Origin of the sequence: Janthinobacterium sp. CG_23.4 (assembly GCF_029892305.1) — a bacterium.
Classification (GTDB): Bacteria; Pseudomonadota; Gammaproteobacteria; order Burkholderiales; family Burkholderiaceae_D; genus Janthinobacterium; species Janthinobacterium lividum_D.
In genome coordinates this window covers 4,793,418-4,818,615 of the sequence record NZ_JARXUX010000001.1, presented here as the reverse complement: position 1 = coordinate 4,818,615, position 25,198 = coordinate 4,793,418, and the positions used below count along the sequence as shown (strand labels likewise).

The 25,198-nt window shown below is 60.9% G+C and carries 26 protein-coding genes; 12 read left to right on the top strand and 14 right to left on the bottom strand.

Translation table 11 applies throughout. The annotated features are described in order from the left end of the window. Positions 1-67 precede the first annotated feature (67 nt). Entirely contained in the window at positions 68-1,021 is a 954-nt protein-coding gene (locus tag H4V96_RS21570) for a nitronate monooxygenase family protein (RefSeq protein WP_010393712.1), read from the top strand. A 120-nt stretch (positions 1,022-1,141) separates the two neighbouring features. Here H4V96_RS21570 and H4V96_RS21565 read toward each other — a convergent pair whose 3' ends face one another. From H4V96_RS21565 to H4V96_RS21525, 9 genes are all read right to left on the bottom strand, one after another. Continuing rightward, entirely contained in the window at positions 1,142-1,723 is a 582-nt protein-coding gene (locus H4V96_RS21565; RefSeq protein ID WP_196856183.1) for a hypoxanthine-guanine phosphoribosyltransferase, read from the bottom strand. A gap of 62 nt (positions 1,724-1,785) precedes the next feature. After that, positions 1,786-3,042 (bottom strand): AMP-binding protein, encoded by a 1,257-nt coding sequence (locus H4V96_RS21560; protein ID WP_196856184.1) that lies wholly within the window; start codon positions 3,040-3,042, stop codon positions 1,786-1,788. Further along, on the bottom strand, positions 3,039-3,398 hold the full coding sequence (locus H4V96_RS21555) for an MmcQ/YjbR family DNA-binding protein (protein ID WP_010393706.1): 360 nt from the start codon (positions 3,396-3,398) through the stop codon (positions 3,039-3,041). Before H4V96_RS21555 ends, H4V96_RS21560 begins: the two co-directional genes overlap by 4 nt. A gap of 16 nt (positions 3,399-3,414) precedes the next feature. Continuing rightward, positions 3,415-4,260, bottom strand: coding sequence for an ABC transporter ATP-binding protein (locus H4V96_RS21550; protein ID WP_010393704.1), 846 nt, complete (start codon positions 4,258-4,260; stop codon positions 3,415-3,417). Positions 4,261-4,323: 63 nt separating this feature from the next. Beyond that, positions 4,324-5,655: an ABC transporter substrate-binding protein gene (locus H4V96_RS21545; protein ID WP_280721150.1), complete on the bottom strand. Its 1,332-nt coding sequence runs from the start codon at positions 5,653-5,655 to the stop codon at positions 4,324-4,326. 64 nt (positions 5,656-5,719) lie between these two features. Beyond that, positions 5,720-6,778, bottom strand: a complete 1,059-nt coding sequence (locus H4V96_RS21540) for a branched-chain amino acid ABC transporter permease (protein WP_010393700.1) — start codon at positions 6,776-6,778, stop codon at positions 5,720-5,722. A 103-nt stretch (positions 6,779-6,881) separates the two neighbouring features. Next, positions 6,882-7,778, bottom strand: a complete 897-nt coding sequence (locus H4V96_RS21535; RefSeq protein WP_196856207.1) for a branched-chain amino acid ABC transporter permease — start codon at positions 7,776-7,778, stop codon at positions 6,882-6,884. A gap of 25 nt (positions 7,779-7,803) precedes the next feature. Beyond that, positions 7,804-8,619, bottom strand: coding sequence for an ABC transporter ATP-binding protein (locus H4V96_RS21530; protein ID WP_029496076.1), 816 nt, complete (start codon positions 8,617-8,619; stop codon positions 7,804-7,806). A 14-nt stretch (positions 8,620-8,633) separates the two neighbouring features. Then, positions 8,634-10,565 (bottom strand): AMP-binding protein, encoded by a 1,932-nt coding sequence (locus tag H4V96_RS21525; RefSeq protein WP_196856208.1) that lies wholly within the window; start codon positions 10,563-10,565, stop codon positions 8,634-8,636. A gap of 254 nt (positions 10,566-10,819) precedes the next feature. Between H4V96_RS21525 and H4V96_RS21520 the strand changes: the two genes are divergently transcribed. The 9 genes from H4V96_RS21520 (at position 10,820) to H4V96_RS21480 (ending at position 17,748) form a co-directional block, all read left to right on the top strand. Then, positions 10,820-11,443 carry a Crp/Fnr family transcriptional regulator gene (locus H4V96_RS21520; RefSeq protein ID WP_128089232.1) on the top strand — a complete coding sequence of 208 codons (624 nt, stop codon included), beginning with the start codon at positions 10,820-10,822 and terminating at the stop codon, positions 11,441-11,443. Then, entirely contained in the window at positions 11,430-11,651 is a 222-nt protein-coding gene (locus tag H4V96_RS21515) for a hypothetical protein (protein ID WP_196856186.1), read from the top strand. Before H4V96_RS21520 ends, H4V96_RS21515 begins: the two co-directional genes overlap by 14 nt. 44 nt (positions 11,652-11,695) lie before the next feature. Beyond that, entirely contained in the window at positions 11,696-13,516 is a 1,821-nt protein-coding gene (locus tag H4V96_RS21510; protein WP_029496074.1) for an aminopeptidase P family protein, read from the top strand. Then, complete coding sequence (locus H4V96_RS21505) at positions 13,516-13,764, top strand: hypothetical protein (RefSeq protein WP_010393683.1); 249 nt, start codon at positions 13,516-13,518, stop codon at positions 13,762-13,764. The genes H4V96_RS21510 and H4V96_RS21505 overlap by 1 nt, the downstream gene beginning before the upstream one ends. Beyond that, positions 13,765-14,505: an MgtC/SapB family protein gene (locus tag H4V96_RS21500; protein ID WP_010393680.1), complete on the top strand. Its 741-nt coding sequence runs from the start codon at positions 13,765-13,767 to the stop codon at positions 14,503-14,505. Positions 14,506-14,516: 11 nt separating this feature from the next. Beyond that, positions 14,517-15,098, top strand: a complete 582-nt coding sequence (locus H4V96_RS21495; protein ID WP_334686024.1) for a DUF924 family protein — start codon at positions 14,517-14,519, stop codon at positions 15,096-15,098. 6 nt (positions 15,099-15,104) lie between these two features. Further along, on the top strand, positions 15,105-15,932 hold the full coding sequence (locus H4V96_RS21490) for a Rossmann-like and DUF2520 domain-containing protein (RefSeq protein ID WP_010393677.1): 828 nt from the start codon (positions 15,105-15,107) through the stop codon (positions 15,930-15,932). A gap of 302 nt (positions 15,933-16,234) precedes the next feature. Further along, complete coding sequence (locus H4V96_RS21485) at positions 16,235-16,597, top strand: hypothetical protein (RefSeq protein ID WP_010393675.1); 363 nt, start codon at positions 16,235-16,237, stop codon at positions 16,595-16,597. A gap of 572 nt (positions 16,598-17,169) precedes the next feature. Continuing rightward, positions 17,170-17,748, top strand: coding sequence for a porin family protein (locus H4V96_RS21480; protein ID WP_142303262.1), 579 nt, complete (start codon positions 17,170-17,172; stop codon positions 17,746-17,748). 73 nt (positions 17,749-17,821) lie between these two features. Here H4V96_RS21480 and ettA read toward each other — a convergent pair whose 3' ends face one another. Continuing rightward, positions 17,822-19,492: an energy-dependent translational throttle protein EttA gene (gene ettA / locus H4V96_RS21475; RefSeq protein WP_010393671.1), complete on the bottom strand. Its 1,671-nt coding sequence runs from the start codon at positions 19,490-19,492 to the stop codon at positions 17,822-17,824. A gap of 97 nt (positions 19,493-19,589) precedes the next feature. Beyond that, positions 19,590-20,474, bottom strand: a complete 885-nt coding sequence (gene rarD / locus H4V96_RS21470) for an EamA family transporter RarD (protein WP_196856187.1) — start codon at positions 20,472-20,474, stop codon at positions 19,590-19,592. A gap of 238 nt (positions 20,475-20,712) precedes the next feature. Between rarD and H4V96_RS21465 the strand changes: the two genes are divergently transcribed. Together H4V96_RS21465 and H4V96_RS21460 are read left to right on the top strand one after the other, a co-directional pair. After that, positions 20,713-22,590, top strand: a complete 1,878-nt coding sequence (locus tag H4V96_RS21465; RefSeq protein WP_029496073.1) for a potassium transporter Kup — start codon at positions 20,713-20,715, stop codon at positions 22,588-22,590. 156 nt (positions 22,591-22,746) lie between these two features. Next, entirely contained in the window at positions 22,747-23,208 is a 462-nt protein-coding gene (locus tag H4V96_RS21460; protein WP_010393663.1) for an FKBP-type peptidyl-prolyl cis-trans isomerase, read from the top strand. A 59-nt stretch (positions 23,209-23,267) separates the two neighbouring features. Here the strand turns inward: H4V96_RS21460 and H4V96_RS21455 are convergent, their stop codons facing one another. The 3 genes from H4V96_RS21455 to H4V96_RS21445 form a co-directional block, all read right to left on the bottom strand. After that, positions 23,268-23,945, bottom strand: coding sequence for a diphthine--ammonia ligase (locus tag H4V96_RS21455; RefSeq protein WP_010393661.1), 678 nt, complete (start codon positions 23,943-23,945; stop codon positions 23,268-23,270). Continuing rightward, entirely contained in the window at positions 23,942-24,412 is a 471-nt protein-coding gene (locus tag H4V96_RS21450) for a GNAT family N-acetyltransferase (protein WP_010393659.1), read from the bottom strand. The genes H4V96_RS21455 and H4V96_RS21450 overlap by 4 nt, the downstream gene beginning before the upstream one ends. A 124-nt stretch (positions 24,413-24,536) precedes the next feature. Beyond that, positions 24,537-24,962, bottom strand: coding sequence for an organic hydroperoxide resistance protein (locus H4V96_RS21445; protein ID WP_070346014.1), 426 nt, complete (start codon positions 24,960-24,962; stop codon positions 24,537-24,539). Positions 24,963-25,198 lie beyond the last annotated feature (236 nt).

Below are 25,198 nucleotides of genomic sequence, written 5' to 3'. Positions count from 1 at the left end.
CTTTTTCTGCACTATAATTAACGTTCAGTGTGTCTTTCATCCCGATCAACTTTCCAGCGAGTCCGCCATGGCATTGCCTGTTGCGTTGCAAAACCTTTCCTTACCCGTTATCGCCTCGCCGATGTTTATCGCCAGCGGCCCGGCCCTCGTCGCGGCACAGTGCAAGGCCGGCATCGTCGGTTCCTTCCCGGCGCTGAACGCGCGTCCCGCTGAATTGCTCGACACCTGGCTCACGGATTTGCGAGTCGAGCTGGCAGCCTTCCAGGCCGCCAATCCCGACAAAAAAGTGGGGCCGATTGCTGTCAACCAGATCGTGCACCAGTCGAACGACCGCCTGGCACATGACGTGGAAGTGTGCGTGAAACACCAGATTCCCATCATCATTTCGTCGCTGCGTGCGCCGCCCAAAGAAATGCTCGACGCCATCCACAGCTATGGCGGCATCGTGCTGCATGATGTGATTTCGATCCGCCACGCAAAAAAGGCGCTGGAGGCCGGTGTCGACGGCTTGATACTGGTGGCCACCGGCGCTGGCGGCCATGCAGGCACCTTGTCGCCATTCGCGCTGGTGGGCGAAGTGCGCAAATTCTTTGACGGTCCGCTGGCGCTGTCCGGCTCCATCGCCACGGGCGACGCCGTGCTGGCAGCACAAGCCATGGGTGCCGACTTTGCCTACATAGGCTCGCGTTGGCTGGCGACCAAGGAATCGAACGTCAGCGACGGTTACCGCGACGCCATTGTGGATTCAAGCGCTGCGGACATCGTCTATACGAATTTGTTTACGGGCGTGCACGGCAACTACCTGAAAAAATCGATCGTCGCTGCAGGACTTGATCCGGAAGCCTTGCCCGAAGCGGACAAGAGTTCGATGAACTTTGGCTCGGGCAGCGCCAAGGCCTGGCGCGATATCTGGGGTGCTGGCCAGGGCGTGGGTTTGATGGACGACGTGCCAAGCGTAGAAGAGATGGTGGCGCGCCTGAAGGCCGAATACGATGCGGCGCGCGCGCGGCTGAAGCTGTAACGCGGGTGCTGCGGTGGTGGTGTCGGATTACGCTGCGCTAATCCGACCTACGTACGACCTGCCGCGTCAACCATGGGTAGGTCGGATTAGCGCGCAGCGCGTAATCCGACAACACCACAATCACTCCTGCTTCAAATCCTCAGGCTTGATGGCCCACAGGCCTGGCAGATTGCGCCAGTAGCCGTACGCATCCATGCCGAAGCCGACGACGAAGCGGTTCGGGATCACCAGGCCGACGATGTCCGCCTGCACGGGCTTTGTCTTGCCGATGGCCTTGTCGGCAAATACGGCCAGGATCACTTCCGAAGCGCCCATGTCGAGCAAGCGTTGTTTGACGTGCGCCAAGGTTTCGCCTTCGTCGAGAATATCGTCGAGCACGATGACGGTGCGGCCCGCCACGTTGGAACGAGGGATGACTTTCCACACCACTTCGCCGCCCTTGTCGTCGTCGCCGTAGCGGCTCACATGGATGTAGTCGAATTCGAGCGGAAAGCTCAGTTGCGGCAGCAGATTGCCCGTAAAGACGACGGCGCCGCCCATCACGCCCAGCACCAGCGGGAACTCTTTCGAGTCCTTGGCGTTGAAGCGCGTGTTCAGTACATCGGCCATGCGTGTGATCGACGCCTGCACGCTATCTTGGTCGAATAGCAGTTCCGCGTTCTTGATCAGGTCACGGGCACGGTTATGGTGAAATTCTTGCATGGACTCTTGCATGGCGATGAATAGGCTGATGGTCAATGCCAGTATTATCCCGCAAATCGGCCTTATTTGTAATCGCGCATGTCGTCAATCACCTTGCCATCTTGCGCCAGGCTGCCGACGGCCACCAGCACCACATCGCTACGCAATTTGGTCAGTTCGCGGATCGAGCCAATGATGGCCTCGATATTGCTGGCATCCTTCGGATCATCGACTTCGCAATGCAAGGCCATCTCGTCGTTGGCCATGCGTCCCGATACCACCAACCGCGCTTTCTTGATCTGCGGGTGGCGGCGCGTGATTTCATGCACTTGCGATGGATGCACGAACATGGCACGCACCTTTGTGGTCTGGTCTGCGCGTCCCATCCAGCCGCGGATGCGCGTATTCGTGCGCCCGCACGGCGAATTCGGCGCGTCCATCAGCACGGCCGATAAATCGCCCGTGGCGAAGCGGATCAGTGGGTAGTCTGCATTGAAGACAGTGACCACGACTTCACCCACTTCGCCTGCTGCGACGGGAATGCCGCTGCCCGGGTGGACGATTTCGAGCAGCACGTTTTCGTCGATGACCATGCCCGGATTGAGCTTGCCATTGCTGGCCGTTTCATAGGCGATGCTGCCAATATCGGCGGAGGCGTAGGTCTGGAACACATGCGGCACGCCGTTTTCGGCAAACCACCTGCGCAAGGATTCAGGCAAGGCTTCCGCGCCCATTAAGGCCCGGGTGACGCTGCTGATGTCGGCGCCCATCTCGCGCGCTTTTTCGATGATCAATTTCAGGAATGACGGCGTGCCGATATACGTATCGGGCTTCAGATCGACCATCGCCTGTACCTGCATTTCCGTCTGGCCGATGCCGGCCGGGATGACGCTGCAGCCGATGCGAGCGGCGCCGCCTTCGACCATGAAAGCGGCCGGTGTGAAGTGATACGAAAAGCAGTTTTGCAGCAAGCCGCCGGCACGTACGCCGGCGGCATACATGGGGCGCGCAAAGCGCCACCAGTCGGGGCCGCGGCCTTCTGGGTCGAAGATCGGGCCGGGCGAGACGAAGACGCGCGACAGGGCGTTTTTTGGCGTCGTATTCAAGCCGCCGAACGGCAGTTGTGCATGCTGCAATTGCTTGAGGTCGGACTTGCGCGTCACCGGCAGTTGCGCCAGCGCGGCGCGGCTGTTGATATCGCTTGCGTTGACGCCATCGAGAATGCGGGCCCAGCCCGGCGCCGTCTGCGCGTGCGCGATCAACTGCGGCAGGCCGGCCATCAATTCGCGTTCGCGTTCTTCGGGGGCGCGTGCTTCCAGACTGTCGAGCGTATCGGTCATGTTGCTGGTTCTCCAATGTCACGTTGCAGTTTTTTCGTCAGCCTGGCAAAAATCAGGCTGTATGAGCGGTGCAGCAGGGTCGCCATTTCCTTGTCGTCGAGCGCGTCGGGGCTGGCGATATGCACCCACTTGGCCCGCGCCAGGTAGGGCGCCGGGACGATGCCGGGACGGTCAGTCAATTCCAGGAAGCGTTCCGCATCGACTTTGAAGCTCATGCCGCGCGTGTTGTGCGCTTCGGCGCTGCACAGCGCGAACAGGCGGCCACCGACGGAAAACGCCAGTACGTTCGTCCACTTGATGTCTTCTGTCGCACCGGGAAAGGCACGGCACACCTGCTTCGCTCGCTCCATGTCCATCACGTCTGCTCCTGTGTCAGGCCAGCCAGCGTTTGCGGCGGCGGTAGAACTTCATGTCGCGGAAGCTCTTGCGCCCGGCGCTGGAGACGCCCAGATAAAACTCTTTGACGTCTTCATTGCTGGCCAGTTCCTGGGCTTGCCCTTCCATCACGACGCGGCCGTTTTCCAGGATGTAGCCGAAGTCGGCGTAGCGCAGTGCCACGTTGGTATTTTGCTCGGCCAGCAGGAAAGATACGTTTTCCTTGTGGTTCAGGTCTTTGACGATGCCGAAGATCTCTTCGACGATCTGCGGCGCGATCCCCATCGACGGTTCGTCCAATAAAATCATCGACGGCTTGGCCATCAGCGCGCGGCCGATGGCGCACATCTGCTGTTCGCCGCCGGAGGTATAGCCGGCCTGGCTGCTGCGTCGCGTTTTCAGGCGCGGAAAATAGTGATACACCTTCTCCAGCGCGTCTTTCAGTTCGCTGCGCGACAGGCTGCGCGTGTAGGCTCCGGTCAAGAGATTTTCCTCGATGGTGAGGTGGCCAAAACAGTGACGCCCTTCCATCACTTGTGACAGGCCCCGCTTGACCAGTTCATTTGGCGTCAATTGATCCACGCGTTCGCCCTTGAACTGGACTTCACCTTTGGTAACGTCACCGCGTTCGCCGCGCAGCAGGGTCGAAATGGTTTTCAAGGTGGTCGACTTGCCGGCGCCGTTGGCGCCCAAGAGCGCCACGATCTTTCCCTGCGGGACTTGCAGCGACACACCCTTCAGGACCAGGATCACATGGTCGTAAATGACTTCGATATTGTTGACCGATAGGTAGGGCGGCGGCGCCTCGGTCTTGATCGTGGATTGCGTGGCAGTGTGGCTCATGGCTGCTTCTTTAAAATGTTAAACACGGGACCGGCGCGCTGGCACCGGTCCGGTTCTAGTTGCTTACTTCATGCACGCCGGCGTGATCTTCTTCTCCTCGGCGTACTTGCCTGAGGATTCCTCGACCAGCTTGCGTACCAGGGCTCTGTCGCCGACGATCCACGTCGGCGTGATGGCGGTCCATTTCCTGCCATCCCACTGCTGGACTTTCACGGCGCCCGAGCCTTCATGGTCATCGCAACTGGTCTTCACGCTGGGGAACATACCCAGTGCGCCGATGGCCTTCTGGCGCGCATCGTCGACGTTCAGGTTTTCCAGGCCCCAGCGCATCTGCTCGCCCGTGACCGGCTTGCCCTTGCCGAATTTTTCCTGCGCCACGCGGATCGCTTCCACCCACAGGATGCCGGCCGTCACGCCGCGCATGTGGTAGACGGAGCCGATGCGCGACTGGTCTGACAGGTTGCCCTTGCCGGTGCTGTAGAGTTTTTTACGGATGTCGTCGAGTACGGGGTAGTTGCCCGGTGTATTGAAAGTCATCGCCGTGTAGCCCTTGGCTGCATCGCCCGATGGAATCGTGTCTTCCTCGGAGCCAGCCCACCAGACGCCCAGCATTTTGTCGCGTGGGAAGCCATTGCGCTGCGCCGTTTTAATGGCAACGGAGTTCATCACGCCCCAGCCCCACAGGATCACATGGTCCGGCTTGGCCTGGCGGATTTGCAGCCATTGCGATTGCTGCTCGCTACCGGGCGGTGCGACGGGAATTTTCACCAGTTCAAAGCCGTACTGTTTCGACAGGGCTTCGAGTACCGGCAGCGGCTCCTTGCCGAAGGCCGAGTCGTGGTACAGGTGGACGATCTTCTTGCCTTTCAGCTTGTCCATGCCGCCATCCTTGTCGCCCAGGTACTTGATCATGGCGGCGGCCTGGCTCCAGTAGCTGGAGATCAGCGGATAGACATACGGGAAGACCTTGCCGTTGGCGGCGTCCGAGCGGCCGTAGCCGATCATCGTCATCGGGATCTTGTCTTGTGCCACACGGTCCAGAATGCCGTAGGCGACGCCGGTGGACAGGGTTTCGACCAGGGTGGCGCCGCCCTGCTTGGTTTTCAGACGTTCATAGCATTCGACGCCGCGCGATGGGTTGTATTCGGTTTCGCATTCTTCCCAGCTGATTTTCACGCCATTCACGCCGCCAGCCTGGTTGACCAGGTTGAAGTAATCGATGATGCCGCCGTAGAAACCGGAGCCGCCGGCCGCGTAAGGACCTACGCGGTAGGACGGCAGGGCGATGTACTGTTCCTTGTCCTGGCTTTTTTCCTGACCCTGCGCGCTGCCGGCCATGGTGAGTGCGGCACTGGCGATAGCGGCGGCCAGCATGAGCGATTTGATGTGTTTCATTGTGTGTCTCCTCTTGTTTATTTGATTTCAAGTCAAGCGACATCAGACTGCAAGGTACAAATTCCTAGTGCGGGAAAGGCCACAGGCGTAATTTCTCTTTCGCGATCTGCCACAGCCTTGCCAGGCCGTGCGGTTCGACGATCAGGAAGAAGATGATCAGGGCGCCGAACACCATCAGTTCCAGGTTCGAGGCCACGCTGGTCGGCAATGCCAGGCCATGCGCAATCGTGTTCAGGAACACGGGCAGCAGTACGATGAAGGCCGCACCCAAGAAGGAACCCAAAATCGAACCGACGCCGCCGATGATGATCATGAACAGGATACGGAAGGACAGGTCCAGGTTGTATGCTTCCGGTTCCACCGTGCCCAGGTAGGCATAGGCATACAGCGCACCTGCCACGCCGCAGTAGAACGAGCTGACGGCGAACGCCAGCAGCTTGGTGCGCATCAGGCGAAAACCGATCACCTCGGCCGCCATGTCCATGTCGCGCACGGCCATCCACGAGCGACCGACGTTCGAGCGGATCATGTTCTTGGCCATTAATGCCATGCCGGCCACGATGGCCAGTACCAGCAGGTATTTGCTTTGCGGCGTATCGAACTGGTAGCCCAGGATGCTCATTTTCTGCACCGTGATCACGCCCGAGGAGCTGTAGTTGGTCAGGTACGGGATTTTGGTCAGGCACCAGACGACAAAAAACTGCGTCGCCAGCGTGGAGGCGGCCAGATAAAAGCCGCGGATACGCAAGGAGGGCAGGCCGAAGGCGATGCCCACCATGGCCGCGCACAGGCCGCCCAGGATGAACGACACCAGCAGTGGTAGTCCTGGCAGGCGAGCCATGAAGTTATACGAGGCAAACGCGCCCACGGCCATGAAGGCGGCCGTACCCAGCGACAGCTGGCCGGCGTAGCCGGTCAGGATGTTCAGGCCCAGTGCCGCCAGCGCGAAGATCAGGAAGGGGATCAGGATCGCTGACAACATGTAGGGCGAGGCAAAATATGGCAGGAGGAAGACGGCGACGAGGAGCGTGGCTGTCAGCGCCAGGCGGTCTTGGCGGATCGGAAAAATCTGGCTGTCAGCCTGATAGCTGGTCTTGAATTGTCCTGCTTCACGGTAAATCATGGCGTGTCCTTTGCTGGCTGTTGAGCGTCAACCCAACGGCTTCAATACTGGGGTCGGGGTCCGACCCCGGGGTTTGTTTTTGGGGTAAAAAAGTCATGCAATATCAAATACGCCGGATGATCTTTTCGCCGAACAGGCCTTCCGGGCGCACCAGCAGGAACAGCAGCGCCAGTACATACGGGAACCAGCCTTCGATGCCGCCGCCCACCATGGGGCCCAGGTAGACTTCGGCCAGCTTTTCCGAGGCGCCGATGATCAGGCCGCCGACGATGGCGCCGGGCACGGAAGTAAAGCCGCCCAGTATCAGCACTGGCAGCGCTTTCAAGGCGATGAAGGTGAGGGCGAACTGCACCCCGTTACGCGCCCCCCAGAGCAAGCCGGCCACCATCGCCACCAAGCCCGCCACGCCCCACACCACGGCCCAGATGCGCTGCAGCGGGATGCCAACCGCCAGTGCCGCCTGATGGTCGTCTGCGACCGCGCGCAGGGCGCGGCCCACCTTGGTTTTCGAGAACAGCAGGGCCAGGCAGATCACCAGCAGCGCGCAGATGCCGGCCGCCATCAGGTCGAACTGCGAGATGTTGATGTCAAAGCGGTCCATCAAGAACTGCATCGGCACGTCTTCGATGGGCAAGTCCAGCTTGTGTACTTGCGAGCCCCACATCAGCTGCGCCAGGCCTTCGATGAAAAAAGTCAGGCCGATGGTGGCCATGAAGAGCGTGATTTCCGGCTGGTTGACGAGGGGCCGCAAGACTACCCGTTCGATGGCGATACCCAAGACGATCATGGTGAGCATCGTCAGCGGGATGGCCAGCCACAGCGACAGGCCGAACTTGTCCATGATGCCGACGCAGGTGAGGGCGGCGAAAAACACCATCGCTCCCTGCGCAAAATTGAACACGCCCGAAGCCTTGTAGATCAGGACAAAACCGATCGCCACCAGCGCGTACATGACGCCCGACAGCAGACCGCCGATCAGCACTTCAAAGAAAAAATTGATATTCATTGCTATCCCTTGTCTGGTGCTAGTGCGCGACACCCAAATACGCGTTGATGACATCCTGGTTGCTGCGCACCTCGTCGGGCGTGCCGTCGCCGATCTTTTTGCCGTAGTCGAGCACCACCACCCTGTCGGAGATATCCATCACCACGCCCATGTCGTGCTCGATCAGCACGATGGTCGTGCCCAGTTGGTCGTTGACGTCGAGGATGAAGCGGCACATGTCCTGTTTTTCTTCCACGTTCATGCCGGCCATCGGTTCATCGAGCAGCAAAATTTCCGGTTCGGCCACCAGCGCGCGACCCAGTTCGACGCGCTTTTGCAAGCCGTAGGGCAGACGCCCCACAGGCGTCTTGCGGATGGCCTGGATTTCCAGGAAGTCGATGATTTCTTCGGCCTTTTTGCGGTGCTCGATTTCCTCGCGCCGGGCCGGGCCCCAATACAGCGCCTGCAGGAGAAAATTCGACTTCATCTTCAGGTTACGCCCGGTCATGATGTTATCTAACACCGTCATGCCCTTGAACAGGGCGATGTTCTGGAAGGTGCGCGCGATGCCGGACTTGGCGGCCGCATAGCAATCCATGCCGCGCCGGTGTTCGCCCCGATAAATGATCTCGCCTTGCTGCGGGCGGTACACGCCATTGATCACGTTCAGCATCGAGCTTTTACCCGCGCCGTTCGGGCCGATGATGGCGCGGATTTCATGCTGCTTGACGTCAAACGAGATGTCGGTCAGCGCTTTCACGCCGCCGAACGACAGCGAGATGTTCTTCAGGTCGAGGATCACGGGACCGGTCTTGCGGGCCGTGCCAAAATGGGCGTCGGGTTCGTTCATTTGCATCGTGCTGTGCTCCATCATGCGGCCAGGCCTTGGGGCCGATACGTTTTGCTGTCCCAGATCTGCAGGTCGGCGCTGGTCGAGCCAAGGCGGCCATCCTCGAATTTCACCTGGGTCTCGATGTATTGCGTTGTCTTGCCCTCGTACAGCGCGGAAATGAGCACCGCGTACTTTTCGGCGATGAATTTGCGGCGCACCTTGCGCGTGCGCGTCAGTTCGTCGTCGTCGGGGTCGAGTTCCTTGTGCAGCACCAAAAAGCGGTGTACCTGAGTGCGCTCCATCAGTGGGTCGGTCGCCAGTTCCGCGTTGACTTGCTCGATGCAGTCGCGGATCAGGCCATAGGTTTCGGCGCGTGCCGCCAGGTCGGTGTAGCCGGCATACGCGATGCCACGCCGCTCGGACCAGTTGCCCACCGCTTCGATATCGATGTTGATGAAGGCGCAGACCTGGTCGCGTGCATGGCCGAAGGCCACCACTTCCTTGATGAAGGGGAAGAATTTGAGCTTGTTTTCGATGTAGTTGGGCGCGAAGATGGCGCCGCACGTCAGCTTGCCGACGTCGGCCGCGCGGTCGATGATTTTCAAATGACCTTCGCTGTCGAATACGCCCGCGTCACCGGTATGGAAGTAGCCGTCGGCATCGATCACTTCGGCGGTGGCGTCGGGACGCTTGAAGTAAGCGCTCATGGTGGCCGGCGACTTGACCAGCACTTCGCCATTGGCCGCCAGTTTGACTTCCACGCCGGGTGCCGGCAAGCCCACGCTGTCGAACTTGATATTGCCGTCCGGCTGCAGGCACACATAGGCGCAAGTTTCGGTGGAACCATACAATTGCTTGAGGTTGACGCCGATGGAGCGGTAGAAGCGAAACAGGTCGGGGCCGATGGCGGCGCCGGCCGTATAGGCGACGCGCACGCGTGACAGGCCCAGCACGTTTTTCAGGGGAGCGTAGACCAGCAGCTCGCCCAGCTTGTAGCTGAGGCGATCCGCCAGCGACACGGGCTTGCCATCCAAAATCTGCGCGCCGCAGCGTTTGGCCACGTCCATGAAATGGCTGAACATGTGGCGCTTGATGCTGCTGGCGTCTTCCATGCGTATCATCACGCTGGTGAGCATGTTTTCGAACACGCGCGGCGGCGCAAAGTAGCAGGTGGGGCCGATTTCGCGCATGTCGATCATTACCGTGTCGCCCGATTCGGGACAATTCACGGTGAAGCCGGCCACCATGGCTTGCGCCAGCGAAAACAGGCAGTCGCCCACCCACGCCATGGGCAGGTAGGACAGGATGTCTTCGGCGTCGGTCAGCTTGTCGAAGGCCACGCCGCCAACGCCGGCGGCCAGCAGCGCCGTATGGCTTTGGCACACGCCCTTCGGCTTGCCCGTGGTGCCCGAGGTGTACAGGATGACGGCCGAGTCGCTGCCTTGGCCCGCTGCCACGGCGGCATCAAAAAAGCCCGGATGTTCGCGATCGTAGGCCCTGCCGAGTACCTGCAGGGCGGCAAAGGACATCAACTCCGGCTGGCGATAATGGCGCATGCCACGTTCATCGTCGTAAGCGATGTGGGTGAGGTGCGGATACACAGCTTTAAGTTCGAGCAGTTTGTCGACCTGTTCCTGGTCTTCGACGATGGCGTAGCGGATTTGCGCATCCTCCAGCACGTAGGCCATGTCAGCGGCTGGCGCGTCCTGGTACAGTGGCACGGGTACGCCGCCCAGACTTTGCGCGGCCAGCATGGCCCAGTACAGGCGGGGACGGTTGTCGCCGATGATGGCCAGGTTCATGCCGCGCTGGAAGCCGATGGCTGCCAAGCCGCAGGCCAGGGCGCGCACCTCGTCGTTGACCTGGGACCAGGTCCAGGTTTGCCAGATGCCCAGGTGCTTTTCGCGGAATGCGGGCTTGTCGGGTCGTACTGCCCCGTGTTGCAATAAGCGCCGTGGAAAAGTCGGCATCGTCGTTGCGGTAGTCGTTTGCACCAGTGTCTCCCTGTTGCTTGTCTCAGGTACCACCTCGTTGGATGGCGCTCTGTGTTTTTATGTGTGAGGCGTTTGTGCAATGATAGTAGCTTGCGTTAGTTTGCCGAGTTGTCTTTTCGGGGACATTTACCCACTTTTCGATGGTGCATCGCACAATGACCTACCCTGATATCAGTCTGAAGGATGCCGTGCGCGCGGCCAACTGGGCGCAGTTGCTCGATCCCGTGCAAATGGCCAGGGTCGAGGCGGATGTGTTTGAAACGTCGGTGCCGAAAGGCGGCTTTGTCTGCCGTAAGGGCGAGCCGGTGGATAACTGGATCGGCGTCATCAGCGGCATGGTCAAGATGAATAATTTTTCCGCCTCGGGCAAGGCCATGACCTTTATCGGCGTGCCGCCCGGCAGCTGGTTTGGCGAAGGCTCGCTGCTGAAAAACGAAATCCGTAAATACGACACCATGGCGCTGCGCGATACGCGCGTCGCGCGCCTGCCTGGTGCCACCTTCCATTGGCTGCTGGAAACGAGCTTGCCGTTCACGCGCTTTTTGCTGATGCAACTCAATGAGCGTCTGGGCCAGTTCATCGGCATGGTGGAAAACGAACGTCTGCTCGACCTCAATACGCGCGTGGCGCGCTGCCTGGCCTCGATGTTCAATTCGCATTTGTATCCTGGCGTCGATACGCTGGTGCAGCTGTCGCAGGAAGAAATCGGTCTGTTGTCAGGCTCTTCGCGCCAGCGCGCCAACCAGGCCTTGCAGGTGCTTGAAAAAAAGGGCTTGCTGCGCCTCGATTATGGCGGCATCCGCGTGCTGGACCTGGAAGGCTTGCGTCGCTACGAGGCTGATGATGGCGAATGATGTGGCGATGGACGACGTGCGGTACTGGACGCAGCAGCACCAGCAATTGTTTTTGCCGGCGTTGGCAAGCTCGCTGCACGGTAGCGTATCAGCTGCGCCACGCGGGCACCAGGAAAAAACGCTGACGCAAGCTGAAATCGGCGAAAACGTCCTGGCCAGGCGCGCATGGCCAGGGCACGACGGGATGGCAGCGCCGTCCGCAGGCTAATCGCGGTATCATAGGCGCTTCCCAGCACCGCTCTTTTCGGCCCCATGCAGACACCTGACCAATCCACTCCCGCCTCCCGTTTGTCGCAACTGCGCAGCGCCATGCGCGCGCAGCACATCGACGCCTGCATCGTGCCATCGGCCGACCCGCACCTGTCCGAATACCTGCCGGCGCGCTGGCAGGGACGCGAGTGGCTGTCCGGTTTTACGGGCTCGGTCGGCACCTTGGTCGTGACGCACGATTTCGCCGGCGTATGGACCGATGGCCGCTACTGGGAGCAGGCGGAAACGGAACTGGCCGGCAGCGGCATCGTCCTGAAAAAAATCCCGTCCGGCGCCAGCGTGCTGTTTATCGACTGGCTGGGCGAGACCATGCAGTCGGGGCAGACGGTGGCCGTCGATGGCGCCGTGCTGGGCCTGGCCAATGCACGCCTGCTGCAGCAGGCGCTGGGCGCGCAGGTGACCCTGCGCACCGATATCGATTTGCTGCAAGCCGTGTGGTCGCAGCGTCCTGCCATGCCTGCCGCCCCCGTGTTTGAACATGCGGCGGCGTATCCGGCCCTGTCGCGCATGGAAAAACTGGCGGCCCTGCGCGCCAGCATGGCTGCGCACGGCGCCAGCCATCACGTCATTTCCACCCTCGACGATATCGCCTGGCTGTTCAACCTGCGTGGCGCCGATGTGAGCTATAACCCCGTCTTCCTCGCGCATGCGCTGGTTGGCCCGCAGCGCGCCACCCTGTTCGTGGCCGATGGCAAGCTGTCCGCTTCCCTGCGCGCCACGCTCGAGAGCCAAGGCGTGGACGTGGCCGCGTATGACGGCGCCGGCAGCATGCTGGCCGCCCTGCCTGATAGCGCCACCTTGCTGCTGGACCCACGCCGCATCACGTTCGGCACGCGCCAGGCCGTGCCTGAATCGGTGCCGGTGGTGGAAGCGATCAATCCGACCACCCTGGCCAAGTCGCGCAAGACGGATAGCGAAGCGGCGCATGTGCGCGCCGCCATGGAGCACGATGGCGCCGCCCTGTGCGAGTTTTTCAGCTGGTTAGAGCGCACCCTGGCCGACCCGCAGCGCGCGCCACTGACGGAAATCGGCGTCGACGAACACCTGACTGCCGCGCGCGCGCGTCGCGCCGGTTTTGTTAGCCCCAGTTTTGGCACCATCGCCGGTTTCAACGCACATGGCGCCATCATGCATTACCACGCCCATGCGGATACGCAAGCGACCATTGAAGGCGATGGCTTGCTGTTGATCGATTCGGGCGGCCAGTACTTTGGCGGCACCACCGATATCACGCGTGTGGTCCCCGTCGGCACGATCACGGCTGAACACAGGCGCGATTTCACCCTGGTCTTGCGCAGCATGATCGCCCTGTCGCGCGCGCAGTTCCCGCGCGGCGTGAAGTCACCCATGTTGGACGCTATCGCCCGCGCACCGCTGTGGGCCGAGGGCATCGACTTTGGCCATGGCACGGGACACGGCGTAGGCTTTTTCCTGAATGTCCATGAAGGCCCGCAATCGATTTCGCAGTCCGCCATGCCGGAGCCGCAGACAGCGATGGAGGTCGGCATGATCACTTCCATCGAGCCGGGCATCTACCGTCCCGGCCAGTGGGGTATCCGCATCGAAAACCTGGTGCTGAATGTGCCAGCGGTTCCCGCAGGGACGACGCAGTTCGGTGATTTCTTGCGCTTCGAAACCTTGACCCTGTGCCCGATCGACACGCGCTGCGTGGAGCGCTCGCTGCTGCGCGACGACGAGGCGGCCTGGCTCAACGACTACCACGCCAGCGTGCGCGCGCGTCTGGCGCCGCACTTGGCGGGTGATGCGCTGGCGTGGCTGGAACAGCGCACGGGAGCCATCTGATGCGCTCGACCCGCGCCACCTCCGCCATCGAGCGGCTCAAGGAACGCACCGGCCATCGTCTCTACACGATGGCGCGCACCGGCGATGAACTGTTCTTCCTCACCGAAGGCCCGGGCTTGCCGCCCCTGTGCGCGCCACTGGAACTCGATGCCTTTGTCGCCTTCGTCAATGGGCTGGGACCGCAAAAGGCACGCCGCGTCAGCAAGCTCGATGTGGCGTTTGAAAAGCAGCTGACGAAAAAGCCCTAGATGCCGACCATAGACTTCCTGCGTGCCTATTGGTCGCCGGCCGAGCTGGCAACGAATGGCGTGATCCTGTTGAACCTGCTCGGCGCGCTGCTGCTGGGTCTATTGGTGGGCTACGAGCGTTCGTATCACGGGCGCGCGGCGGGCATGCGCACCTACAGCCTGGTCTGCATGGCTTCGGCCGCGCTGACGGTGCTGGGCGGCTATCCGGAGTTTTGGTACGGCGGCCATGGCGCCATCGTCGGCAGCGACCCCACGCGCGTTATCCAGGGTATTGTCACGGGCGTGGGCTTTCTGGGCGCCGGCGTCATCATGCGCGAGGGCTTCAATATCAGCGGTCTGACGACGGCTGCCTCGATCTGGGCTTCGTCCGTGATCGGCGTCATGGTCGGTATCGGCTTTTATCTGTCGGCCATGGGCCTGGCTTTCCTGTGCGCAATGGCGATGATTTTTCTGTCGAAATTGGAGAATTGGCTGCCGTCGCGCCACGCGGTGGCGATCACCATGCGCTTCAAGCCAGGATTTGTTCCGCGCGAAGAGGCACTGCGGCGCATGGCCGCCAAGCGCGGCTACGACATCGCCGGTGGCTCGCTTTCCATCGGCAGTACCGACGGCATGCAGGAGTGGCGCTTTGTCGCCATCGCGCATGGCAAGAACACGGGCGCCAGCCTGTCGACCATGTCGGCCGAACTGGCCGCCTTTGAAGGCATCGCCGGCTTCCAGCTGTCGCACGCACGCAACTGAAAAGGATGGACATGGATGCACAGGCCCAAGACGTACTCGATTTCTGGTTCCTGCCGCCCGATCACCGTGGCCATGCTCAATCGCGCATGGAATGGTTCCGCAAGGACGATGCCTTTGATGCGCGCATACGCGCGCGTTTCGGTGCGCTGATCGATACCGCCATCGACGGTGGCTTGCGCGCGTGGAACGCGACGCCGCACGGTGCGCTGGCGCACCTCATCGTGCTCGATCAGTTCACGCGCAATGTCTACCGCGGCACGCCGCGTGCTTTTGCCGGCGACGCCTTGGCACTGGCGCTGGCAGTGTCCTTGACGCAAGCAGGGCAGGACCAGCAGTTGCCGCCCATGCTGCGCGCCTTCGCCTACCTGCCATTCGAACATGCCGAAGAGCTGGCCATGCAGGCGCGCGCCGTCGAGCTATTCCAGCTGCTATCGCAGACGCAGCCCGGTTTTGAGAGCATGCTCGATTATGCCCAGCGGCACCAGGAAGTGATCGCCCGCTTCGGCCGCTTCCCCCACCGCAACGCCAATCTCGGCCGGCCCTCCACGCCGGAAGAGCTTGAATTCCTGCGCCAGCCAGGATCGAGTTTTTAGTTTGCCATGAACCTGACCTTCAATATTATCGGCGCCGGCCATGTCGGTCGCGTACTGGGCCGCCTGTTCGCCGGTGTCGATGGCATCGTGCTGCAAGATGTGCTGACGCGCTCGATGGCGTCGGCGCAGGCAGCGGTCGATTTTATGGGTGCCGGCACCGCCGTCGCCAGCTATGCGGCCTTGCGCGGCGCCGACGTCACCATGCTGGCCGTGGCGGACGACCAGATCGGCCCGGCCTGCGCGGCACTGGTGGCCGAAGGACGGCAGGCGGGCGCCATCGTGTTTCACTGTAGCGGCGCGCTGGCGTCGAACGTGCTGCTGGCCGCGACGCAAGCCGGCGCCTCGGTGGCCAGCGCGCATCCGATTCGCAGCTTTGCCGACCCGCAACAGGTGGCCGCCACCTTTGAGGGCACGTTTTGCGGCGTCGAAGGCGCTCCGCTGGCGCTGGCCTTCCTGATGCCCGCCTTGAGCGCCATCGGTGCGCGTCCGGTGCCCATCGATCCGGCTGCCAAGACCCTGTATCACGCCGCTGCCGTGTTTGCCAGCAATTATCTGGTGACCGTGCTCGATGCCGCCCTGCGCGCTTATCAGGCTGCTGGCATTCCCGAGGCGGTGGCGCGCGAATTGGCGCAGCCCCTGGTGACGGAAGCGGTGGCCAATGTATTCCGTCTGGGCGCCGCGCCCGCGCTTTCCGGCCCTATCGCACGCGGCGATGTGGCCACCGTGCAACGCCAGCAGCAGGCGGTGCAAAGCTGGGATGCCGCCACGGGCGAAATGTACCGGGCGCTGGTGGCGCCCACGCAAGATCTGGCCAGGCGCAAGCGCGGCGGATGAATCAGGCCGCATGCACGTCGTGACCAGGGCCTGCGAATCTTGGCCCAAGCCGCTTGGTTGAGGGCATTCTTCAAGCAAGCCGGAAGTCGGCAGCAGGCCAAGTATTGGCGCCATAATAACTTGCATTATTAATAATCTTCCATGGCGAACGCGACAAGATAACCACGACTCACCAAATAAAAGTGCCGATTTGTCGACAAAGATGCAAATTAGCAATAAGATTTAAACATGGGAATCATTGCGCATCGCCCCTGTCTTGTCGCTCGTTTTCGGCGCAGGACACTACGCGCAGGGAGTGTTGTATGTTATTTTTAAAGAGTACGTCTGTCAGCAAGGCCCCCGGCATTTATGAAGTTGATATCGCCGCCAAACCACCGGGCAAGACCTTTGGCATTTTCCTCGCCACTGATCCCGATCATCCGCCGCATGTGTTGCTGGAACAATTGAAGGCGCTCGGCTACGAGAACACCTATAGTTCACCCTACCTGCACAAGGATCAGGGCAAGGTGCTGGACCTGCATTTCCAGAAGGATGGCACGGATCTCTTCAAGGGCTGGAAAACCGAAGAGTGCACGCAGAACCTGGCGGCCATCACGGCCCTGTTCGAGCAATATGGGATCACGATCGCGCCGCGCGTGATGTCGATGGCCGAAGCCTACGCTTAATCTGTATCAAGCTGCTTTCACGCTGATGTGATGCAGTGCCCACGGGCAACTGGCGCAACGTTTGGCCAGGCCCAGTGCCGCCATGGCCGCGATGCGGCCTGCAGCATGGATGCCAATAGCGGCCCCAGGCCGCGCAGCGCCATCGCCTGTGCGTCGAGGCGGGGGCGACCGTAGAACGCCGTGCGCGCGCCTGCGCCACGGTCATTGCTGCCGCATCGCCATCGATGGCGCGCAGCAAAGTCTTGACACCGCCTTGCTCCGCAGGCTGCGTCGCCTGCAGGACATCGACCGGCTGCAGCCGGCGCAGGGCATGTGCCTTGCCCGCGTATTCCAGGGTGAGCCAATGGTACGTGCCGGCACATTCGCCAGCGCCGTAATGCTCTTAAGTCTAGCTTAAGTTCTTTCAACTACGTACATTTTGACGTTATTGGCACTTTGCAATTTCAGCTTACATCTTGTCACAGTTCTTACGCAATGAGGAAAGACGTGGCTTTTTTCGGCTGTTATTGTGTAGTCATCGCACTTCCCTGAACTGCGAATCCAGGCACGTCAACCAATTGAAAGAGAACATGATGAAAAAGAAAATCCTGTTTGCAATGATCGCTTCCGTCACCGCACTGACTGGCATGAGCGCCGCACACGCCGAGGGCGCGTATGTGGGCGCCGGCATCACGGGCAACCGCTACAATTTTGATATTCCCGGCGCCACCAGCGCCGATAATCACAGCGGCTACAAGGCCGGGGCCAAGGTCTTCGCCGGTTACGACTTCGATAAAACCTGGGCGGTCGAGGGCGGTTACGCCGATTTCGGCAGCAAGGATTACAGCTATGTCACGGGCGCTGGCAACGGTTCCGTAAAAAGCGATTCGCACGGCTACTACCTGGCCGGCAAGGTCAGCATGCCCGTCAGCGATAAAGTGGGCGTGTTCGGCAAGCTCGGCGTGGCCAAGGTCAACAATAGCTTGAGCGGCACCGGCCTGTCGACTGGCATCAGCGGCAATAACAAGACGGGCGTGTACGCTTCCGTCGGTGCCCAGTACGCGCTCAACGAGAAAGTCTCGCTGACGGCGGAAGTGGAACACTTCGGCAAGAGCGCCGACCAGGGCCGCAAGGCTACCGGCTTGGCCTTAGGCGCACGCTACAACTTCTAAAGGTTTAGAAGTGCTGAAAAAAAAGGCAGTCACCGCGAGGTCACTGCCTTTTTTGCATGGACAACCGTAAAACTTAGGTCGTCAATGGCTTGTAGCGGATACGTTTTGGTTTCGCGCCTTCGTCACCGAGGCGTTTCTTCTTGTCGGCTTCGTATTCCTGATAGTTGCCGTCAAAGAAGGTGACCTGCGAATCGCCTTCGAATGCCAGGATGTGCGTGGCGATACGGTCGAGGAACCAGCGATCATGCGAAATGACCATGACGCTGCCGGCAAATTCCAGCAAGGCGTCTTCCAGCGCGCGCAAGGTTTCCACGTCCAGATCGTTCGACGGTTCATCGAGCAGCAGGACGTTGCCGCCCATCAGCAGGGTTTTGGCCAGGTGCAGACGGCCACGTTCACCGCCGGACAGATTGCCGACGATTTTTTGCTGGTCGCCGCCCTTGAAGTTGAAGCGGCCCAGGTAGGCGCGCGACGGCATTTCGAAGCGGCCGACCGTCAACATGTCGGCGCCGCCACACACGTCCTGGAAGACAGTCTTGCTGTCCGACAGCGAGTCGCCGCGATTCTGGTCGACGATGGACACGCGCGCTGTCTGCCCGATGGCCACTTCACCGCTATCCGGCTGTTCCTTGCCGGTAATCATCTTGAACAAGGTCGACTTACCGGCGCCGTTGGGGCCGATGATGCCGACGATGGCGCCTGGTGGTACGGTAAAACTCAGGTTGTCGATCAGCAAACGGTCGCCGAACGCTTTCGACACGTTCTTGAACTCGATGACATCATTGCCCAGGCGTTCGGCCACGGGAATGAAGATTTCCTGCGTTTCGTTGCGCTTCTGGTATTCGTGCTCGGACAGTTCGTTGAAGCGGGCCAGGCGCGCTTTCGACTTGGCTTGGCGCGCTTTCGGATTCTGGCGCGACCATTCCAATTCCTTCTGCAGCGCTTTTTGGCGCGCCGATTCGGTCGATTCTTCCTGCTTCAGGCGGGCTTGCTTCTGTTCCAGCCACGTCGAGTAATTGCCCTTCCATGGAATGCCGCTGCCGCGGTCCAGCTCCAGGATCCATTCGGCCGCATTGTCGAGGAAGTAGCGGTCATGGGTGATGGCCACCACGGTGCCGGGGAAGCGCAGCAGGAATTGTTCCAGCCAGTCGACCGATTCCGCATCCAGATGGTTGGTCGGTTCGTCGAGCAGCAGCATGTCAGGCTTGGACAGCAGCAGCTTGCATAGCGCCACGCGGCGCTTTTCACCACCCGACAGCACGCCGACCTTGGCGTCCCATGGTGGCAGGCGCAGTGCGTCGGCGGCCATTTCCAGCTGCAAATTCAAATTGCCACCGTCGGAAGTCGAGATGATCGCTTCCAGGCGTGCCTGTTCCGTGGCCAGGGCGTCGAAATCGGCGTCTTCCTCGGCATACGCGGCGTACACGGCTTCGAGCTTGGCTTGTGCTTCGAATACTTCGCCCAGGCCTGATTCGACTTCCTGGCGCACGGTCTTTTCCGGATCCAGTTGTGGTTCCTGCGGCAGGTAGCCGATGTTCAAGCCCGGCATCGGCACCGCTTCGCCCTGAATGTCGGTGTCGATGCCTGCCATGATTTTCAGCAGGGTCGATTTGCCGGAGCCGTTCAAGCCCAGCACGCCGATCTTCGCGCCTGGGAAGAAGGAGAGGGAAATATCTTTCAGAATCTGGCGCTTGGGCGGAACGATTTTGCCCACGCGATTCATGGTGTAGACGTAATTTGCCATTAGAAATCTCGGGTGATATACAAAGATGCACAGGATACGGTAAACGCCCGCTTCCGGCCAGCGCTGCGCGCTGTGGAAACGGACGCCAGGGGCAAGACTAGGCGCTGGCGCGCGCCTTGCGGGCCGTCCACAGCCCTTCGGCAGCGTACAGAGCCAGTGCCGTCCAGATGACGAGGAAGCCCAGCATGCGCTCTGGGGTGAACGATTCGTGGAAGACCCATACGCCGATCAGCAGTTGGCCCGTGGGGGCGATGTATTGCAATAAGCCCAGCACGGCGAGCGGCAGGCGGCGCGCGCCGGCGGCGAACAGCAGCAGGGGAATGGCCGTGATGGGACCGGACGCCAGCAGCAGTGCACGGGTGGCGGACGCGTCAGTATTGACGAAGCCGCTCTGGCCGTGCCAGGCCAGCCACAGCATGTAGGCCAGGGCCAGAGGGAACAGGATCAGCGTTTCGAATGACAGGCCTTCCAGTGCACCGAGCGCGGCTGTCTTGCGCAGCAAGCCATAGCCGCCAAAGGTGGCCGCCAGCAGCAGGGCGATCCAGGGCACTTGCCCACCCTGCCAAGTGAGCCAGGCTACGCCGCAGGCGGCCAGGCTGATGGCCAGCCACTGCAGTCGGCGCAGGCGCTCGTGCAGCAGCAAAACCCCCAGCATGACATTGACCAGCGGTGTAATAAAATAGCCGAGGCTGGCGTCGACCACATGGCCGTTATTGACGGCCCAGATATAGATGAACCAGTTGGTCGATAGCAAAAACGCACTGGCGACGAAGCTGGCCACGACCCTGGGCCGTGCTTTCAGGCTGCCCAGCCAGCCCCATTGGCGGCGCACGGTCAGCACGATGCCAAGAAACAACAGTGACCAGACCATGCGGTGCGCCAGGATTTCTTGCGGTGCGATCTCATCAATAGCGTGGAAATACAGGGGGAACAGACCCCAGCACAGGAAGGCGAGGGAGGCGTAGAGCATGCCTGGATTCATGGTGGGGTTTGCTTGAGAGTAGACAGCCTGTCATTATGGCTGAAAACACCGGGGGCTGCCCGGCGCCGCCAGCGAAGCGTAGAATGGCAACAAATCGATGGCCGCAAGCCCGCGCAGCAAGGCGGAGCGGCACAAAACCATGACCTTGGGGCAGCTGCGGAACCATGCAAAAATACTCTTGCTATTTGCTAATACCTATCATATTGTGCGATGCAACAAAACAAAAACGGGTGCAATCTTGACGTCGGAACATAAAAAAAGCAGCCTGGTTGGCTTGACACTGGCTGCCGTCGGCATCGTCTACGGCGATATCGGCACTAGTCCGTTATATACCCTGAAAACGGTCTTCGACCCGGCCCACGGCTTGTCTGTCACGCATAACAACCTGCTGGGCATCGTCTCGCTGATCTTCTGGGGCCTGACCCTGATCGTCTCGCTCAAGTACGTGACCCTGGTGCTGCGTGCCGACAACCGCGGCGAGGGCGGCATCATGGCCCTGATGGCGCTGGTGCTGTCGTCCGTCAGCAAGTCCTCGCGCTGGCATGTGCCGCTGATGGTGATCGGCGTGTTTGGCGCCACCCTGTTCTATGGCGATAGCGTGATCACGCCTGCCATTTCCGTGCTTTCTGCCATCGAAGGTCTGGAAGTGGCCACGCCTGCCTTCAGCCCGTACGTGGTGTGGCTGACGATCGCCGTGCTGGTGGCGCTGTATTCGGTGCAGTCACACGGTACGGCCGGCATCGGCCGCTTCTTCGCGCCCATCATGCTGATATGGTTTGTCGCGCTCGCCTGCATGGGCGTGGTCAATATCATCAAGTCGCCAGCCATCCTGGCCGCCGTCAATCCCCTGCACGCGGTCGCTTTCCTGATGGACAACGGTCGTATCGCCTTCCTGTCGCTGGGCGCCGTGGTGCTGGCACTGACGGGCGCCGAGGCGCTGTACGCCGACATGGGCCACTTCGGCAAGAAGCCGATCCGCATGGCCTGGTTCCTGATCGCCTTTCCCGCGCTGGCGCTGAACTATCTTGGCCAGGGTGGCCTGCTGCTGGCGCACCCGGAAGCCATTTCCAATCCGTTCTACCAGCAGTTGGGCGCCTGGAGCGTGTATCCGCTGGTGATTTTGTCGACCATGGCTACCGTGATCGCTTCGCAGGCAACCATTTCCGGCACGTTCTCGATGACCAAGCAAGCCATCGCGCTGGGCTTTTTGCCGCGCATGCGCGTGCGCCACACATCGGAAAGTGAAATCGGGCAGATTTATATTCCTGCCGTGAACTGGCTGCAGCTGGCCGTGGTGCTGATGGCCGTCGTCGGTTTCGGTTCGTCGGAAAAGCTGGCCGCCGCCTACGGCATCGCCGTCACGGCCACCATGCTGGCCACCACGATCCTGACCTTCTTCGTCATCCGCTACCGCTGGAAGATGAATTTGCTGCTGTGCTGGGGTGCCACCGGGTTCTTCCTGATCATCGACGTCAACCTGTTCTCGGCCAGCGCCCTGAAACTGTTCCACGGCGGCTGGTTCCCGCTGCTGCTGGGCGCCATCCTGTTTACCATCATGCTGACCTGGAAGCGGGGGCGCCAGCTGGTGTTCCAGAACCTGGAGAAGCATGCGATCCCGCTCAAGGACTTCCTCTCGTCGCTATTCATCGCGCCGCCGCTGCGCGTGCCCGGCACGGCCATCTTCCTGCGCGGCGAGACCGATGGCGTGCCGCACGCGCTGCTGCATAACTTGTTGCACAACAAGGTGTTGCATGAACGCGTCATTTTCCTCACCGTCTTCATGCATGAGGAGCCGTGGGTGGTGCCGTCCGAGCAGGTGCGCGTGGTGGGTCTCGGTCACCAGTGCTACCAGGTGAACGTGCATTACGGCTTCAAGGATGAACCTGATATTCCGGCGGCGCTGGCCCGCTGCGCCGAGCAGGGACTCGATATCGAAATGATGGAAACGTCGTTCTTCATCGCGCGCCAGACCATCATCTCGACGCCGGGTGCCGGCATGATGCCGTGGCGCGAGCATCTGTTCGTCACCATGTCGCGCAATGCGCGCACGGCGGCCGACTACTATCAGATCCCGAGCAATCGGGTGATCGAACTGGGCACGCAGGTGGAAATTTAGATATTTTGGTTATAGTGGCAACGTTGTATTGTTGCCGCATTGAGCGCCGGGCTTACGTCTGCTTACAAATGCGCCCGGCGACACCTGTTAAACTGCAGCCCGCACCGGTCCGCACCGTACGGGCTTGAGTCATACACCAATATTTAAAGGGAAACCATGAAATCGGTATTTCAATTGATCGCCACGTTTGCTTGCGCCGTGGCCCTGACCGCTTGCGGTGCTGCTGCCAACACCGAGAAGCCGGTCGTGCTCGACCCGAATACACAGGTAAAAGAGCTCACCATTACCAATCCAGTCGATGGCACCGGCACGGTAGCGGCAGCGGGCGATACGCTGCTGGTGACTTACACGGGCTGGCTGTATGACGCCAGCAAGCCGGGCAACAAGGGCGCGCAGTTCGATGCGAGCCAGGCAGGAGCCGGTTTTGATTTCGTTCTGGGCATTGGCCGGGTCATCCTGGGCTGGGACCGCGGTCTGGTCGGCATGAAGGTCGGTGGTACGCGCACGCTGGCCATTCCGTATGACCTGGCCTATGGCAAGGCGGGCAGCCCGCCGAAAATTCCCGGCTATGCCGGCTTGTTGTTCGAAGTCAAGCTGATCGGCGTGACGAAAAAATAAGCACGCGCAAGGCGCAGCGACCAAGGGCGATTCCACGGAATCGCTGCTTTGGCGGCCGTTTACGCTTCGGGCGGGGCTAGTTCCTGGAAGTAATACGTGGCGCCGCCCAGCGTGGCTGGCGCGTCATATTGCAGTACCTGCGTGCGGCGTAGCGCCACCGGTGCGCTGAACGCGGGGCCGTCGTAGACGAAGGTGTGGAATTCGCCGTTTTCGCCGCAGGCATCGACGCCGGGTGGCAGGTCGGCCAGGAAGGATGCATCGAACTCGCGCCCGCAAAAATCGCGTGGCAGGTGCTGGCCATTGATGCAGACGACGATGGCCTTGAAGCCGGCGGCGAGAAACTCGTCGACCAACGCGCGCCGCGCTTCGCCCCACAGGGGCAGGTGGGCGGTCAGGCCGGCCGTAGCGCAGACTTTTTCTTCCCAGTCGCGGTGTGCTTGCAAATCGATGTCGCCAAAGATGGCGTGCGCGATACCCTCGGCTTTCGCCGCGCGCAGCATGGCGATGAATTTCTCTTCGTAGCTGGCCCAGCTGGCATGATAGCGCTGCAGGCGTGCACCCAGGCTGGCCGCCTGCGCTTCGAGCAATGCCGGCGGCACGCCGTGCGAGCGCGATTTGCGGCCATCTTCATCCATGGCCGTGATCAGCAGCGGCACGGCCATGCCGGCGTTGCGTGCGCGCCACAGAGCGAGGCAGGAATCCTTGCCACCGCTCCAGGAAATGAGGGCCGTCGTCATGCTGTTGTTTTCGCCGTGCGCAGCATGTCGATGTGCGCTATGCCGTCTTCGTCGTAGGGCGCGCTGACGGTGACAAAACCGAAGCACTGGTAGAAGCGCTCCAGGTAGTGCTGCGCACCGATGCGGATGGCGTGTCCAGGGTGCTGGCGTTCGGCGCGTGCGATGCCCTCCGCCAGCAGCAGCTTGCCGGCGCCCGTGGTGCGTGCTTCGGGCGCCGTCAGCACGCGGCCCAGCGACATTTCCACGTATTTGGCGGCCGGCGCCAACACGCGCAGATACGCGACCAACCGGCGCTGGCCATCGACTGTCTGCCAGCCCAGCAAGTGCATGGCTTGCTGGTCGTAGCCATCGAGGTCCGGATAAATACATTGCTGTTCGATGATGAACACGCGCTGGCGCAATTGCAGCACCTGGTACAAATCGCGGGGACCGAGTTCGTCGAAAGTGTTCCATTGCCAGGCGATCATGCGTGCTCCGAAAAATGAGTCAAAGAACGCTATTTTAACGCTGCACGCAAAAAACCGCATTGCCATAAAGACAGTGCGGTTTGGATGGCGAAGCGCGACGCGCTACAGCCTATGCCAGGTGCTCTTAGACGATCGTCAGGGTGACGTCGATGTTGCCGCGCGTGGCGTTCGAGTACGGACACACGATGTGGGCGGCGGCGACCAGCGCTTCGGCGGCGGCGCGTTCCATGCCTGGCAGCGCAATTTTCAGTTCCACTTCGATGCCGAAGCCCGTGTCGATGGCGCCGATGCCGACGTGACCTTCGACGGACAGGTCCGCCGGCAAGGCGATCTTGTCGCGGCCACCGACAAATTTCATGGCGCCGATGAAGCAGGCCGAGTAGCCGGCGGCGAACAGTTGTTCTGGATTGGTGCCCACGGCGCCATTGCCGCCCAGTTCTTTTGGCGTGGTCAGCTTGACGTCCAGCACATTGTCGGACGACACGGCACGGCCTTCGCGGCCTCCGGTGGCGGTAGCTTGCGCGCGGTACAGTACTTGTTTGATCGACATGATGGTTCCTTTAGATAGATAAATAGGTGACTACTAAATAGTGTGCTACTTGTTTCGTGGGCCGTGGCCCCAGGATGCCCGTCTGTAGAAGCAATTGCCGGCGTCCATGTACACAATATATATCGCGCACTATTTAATTGCAAGCTATTTTATTTTGAGGCGACGTATATTTGCGCTTTATTTTCTTGCCTTTGTCGCCAGTATTGCCCTTCCATCGCATAATGGCCAGCGTCGCC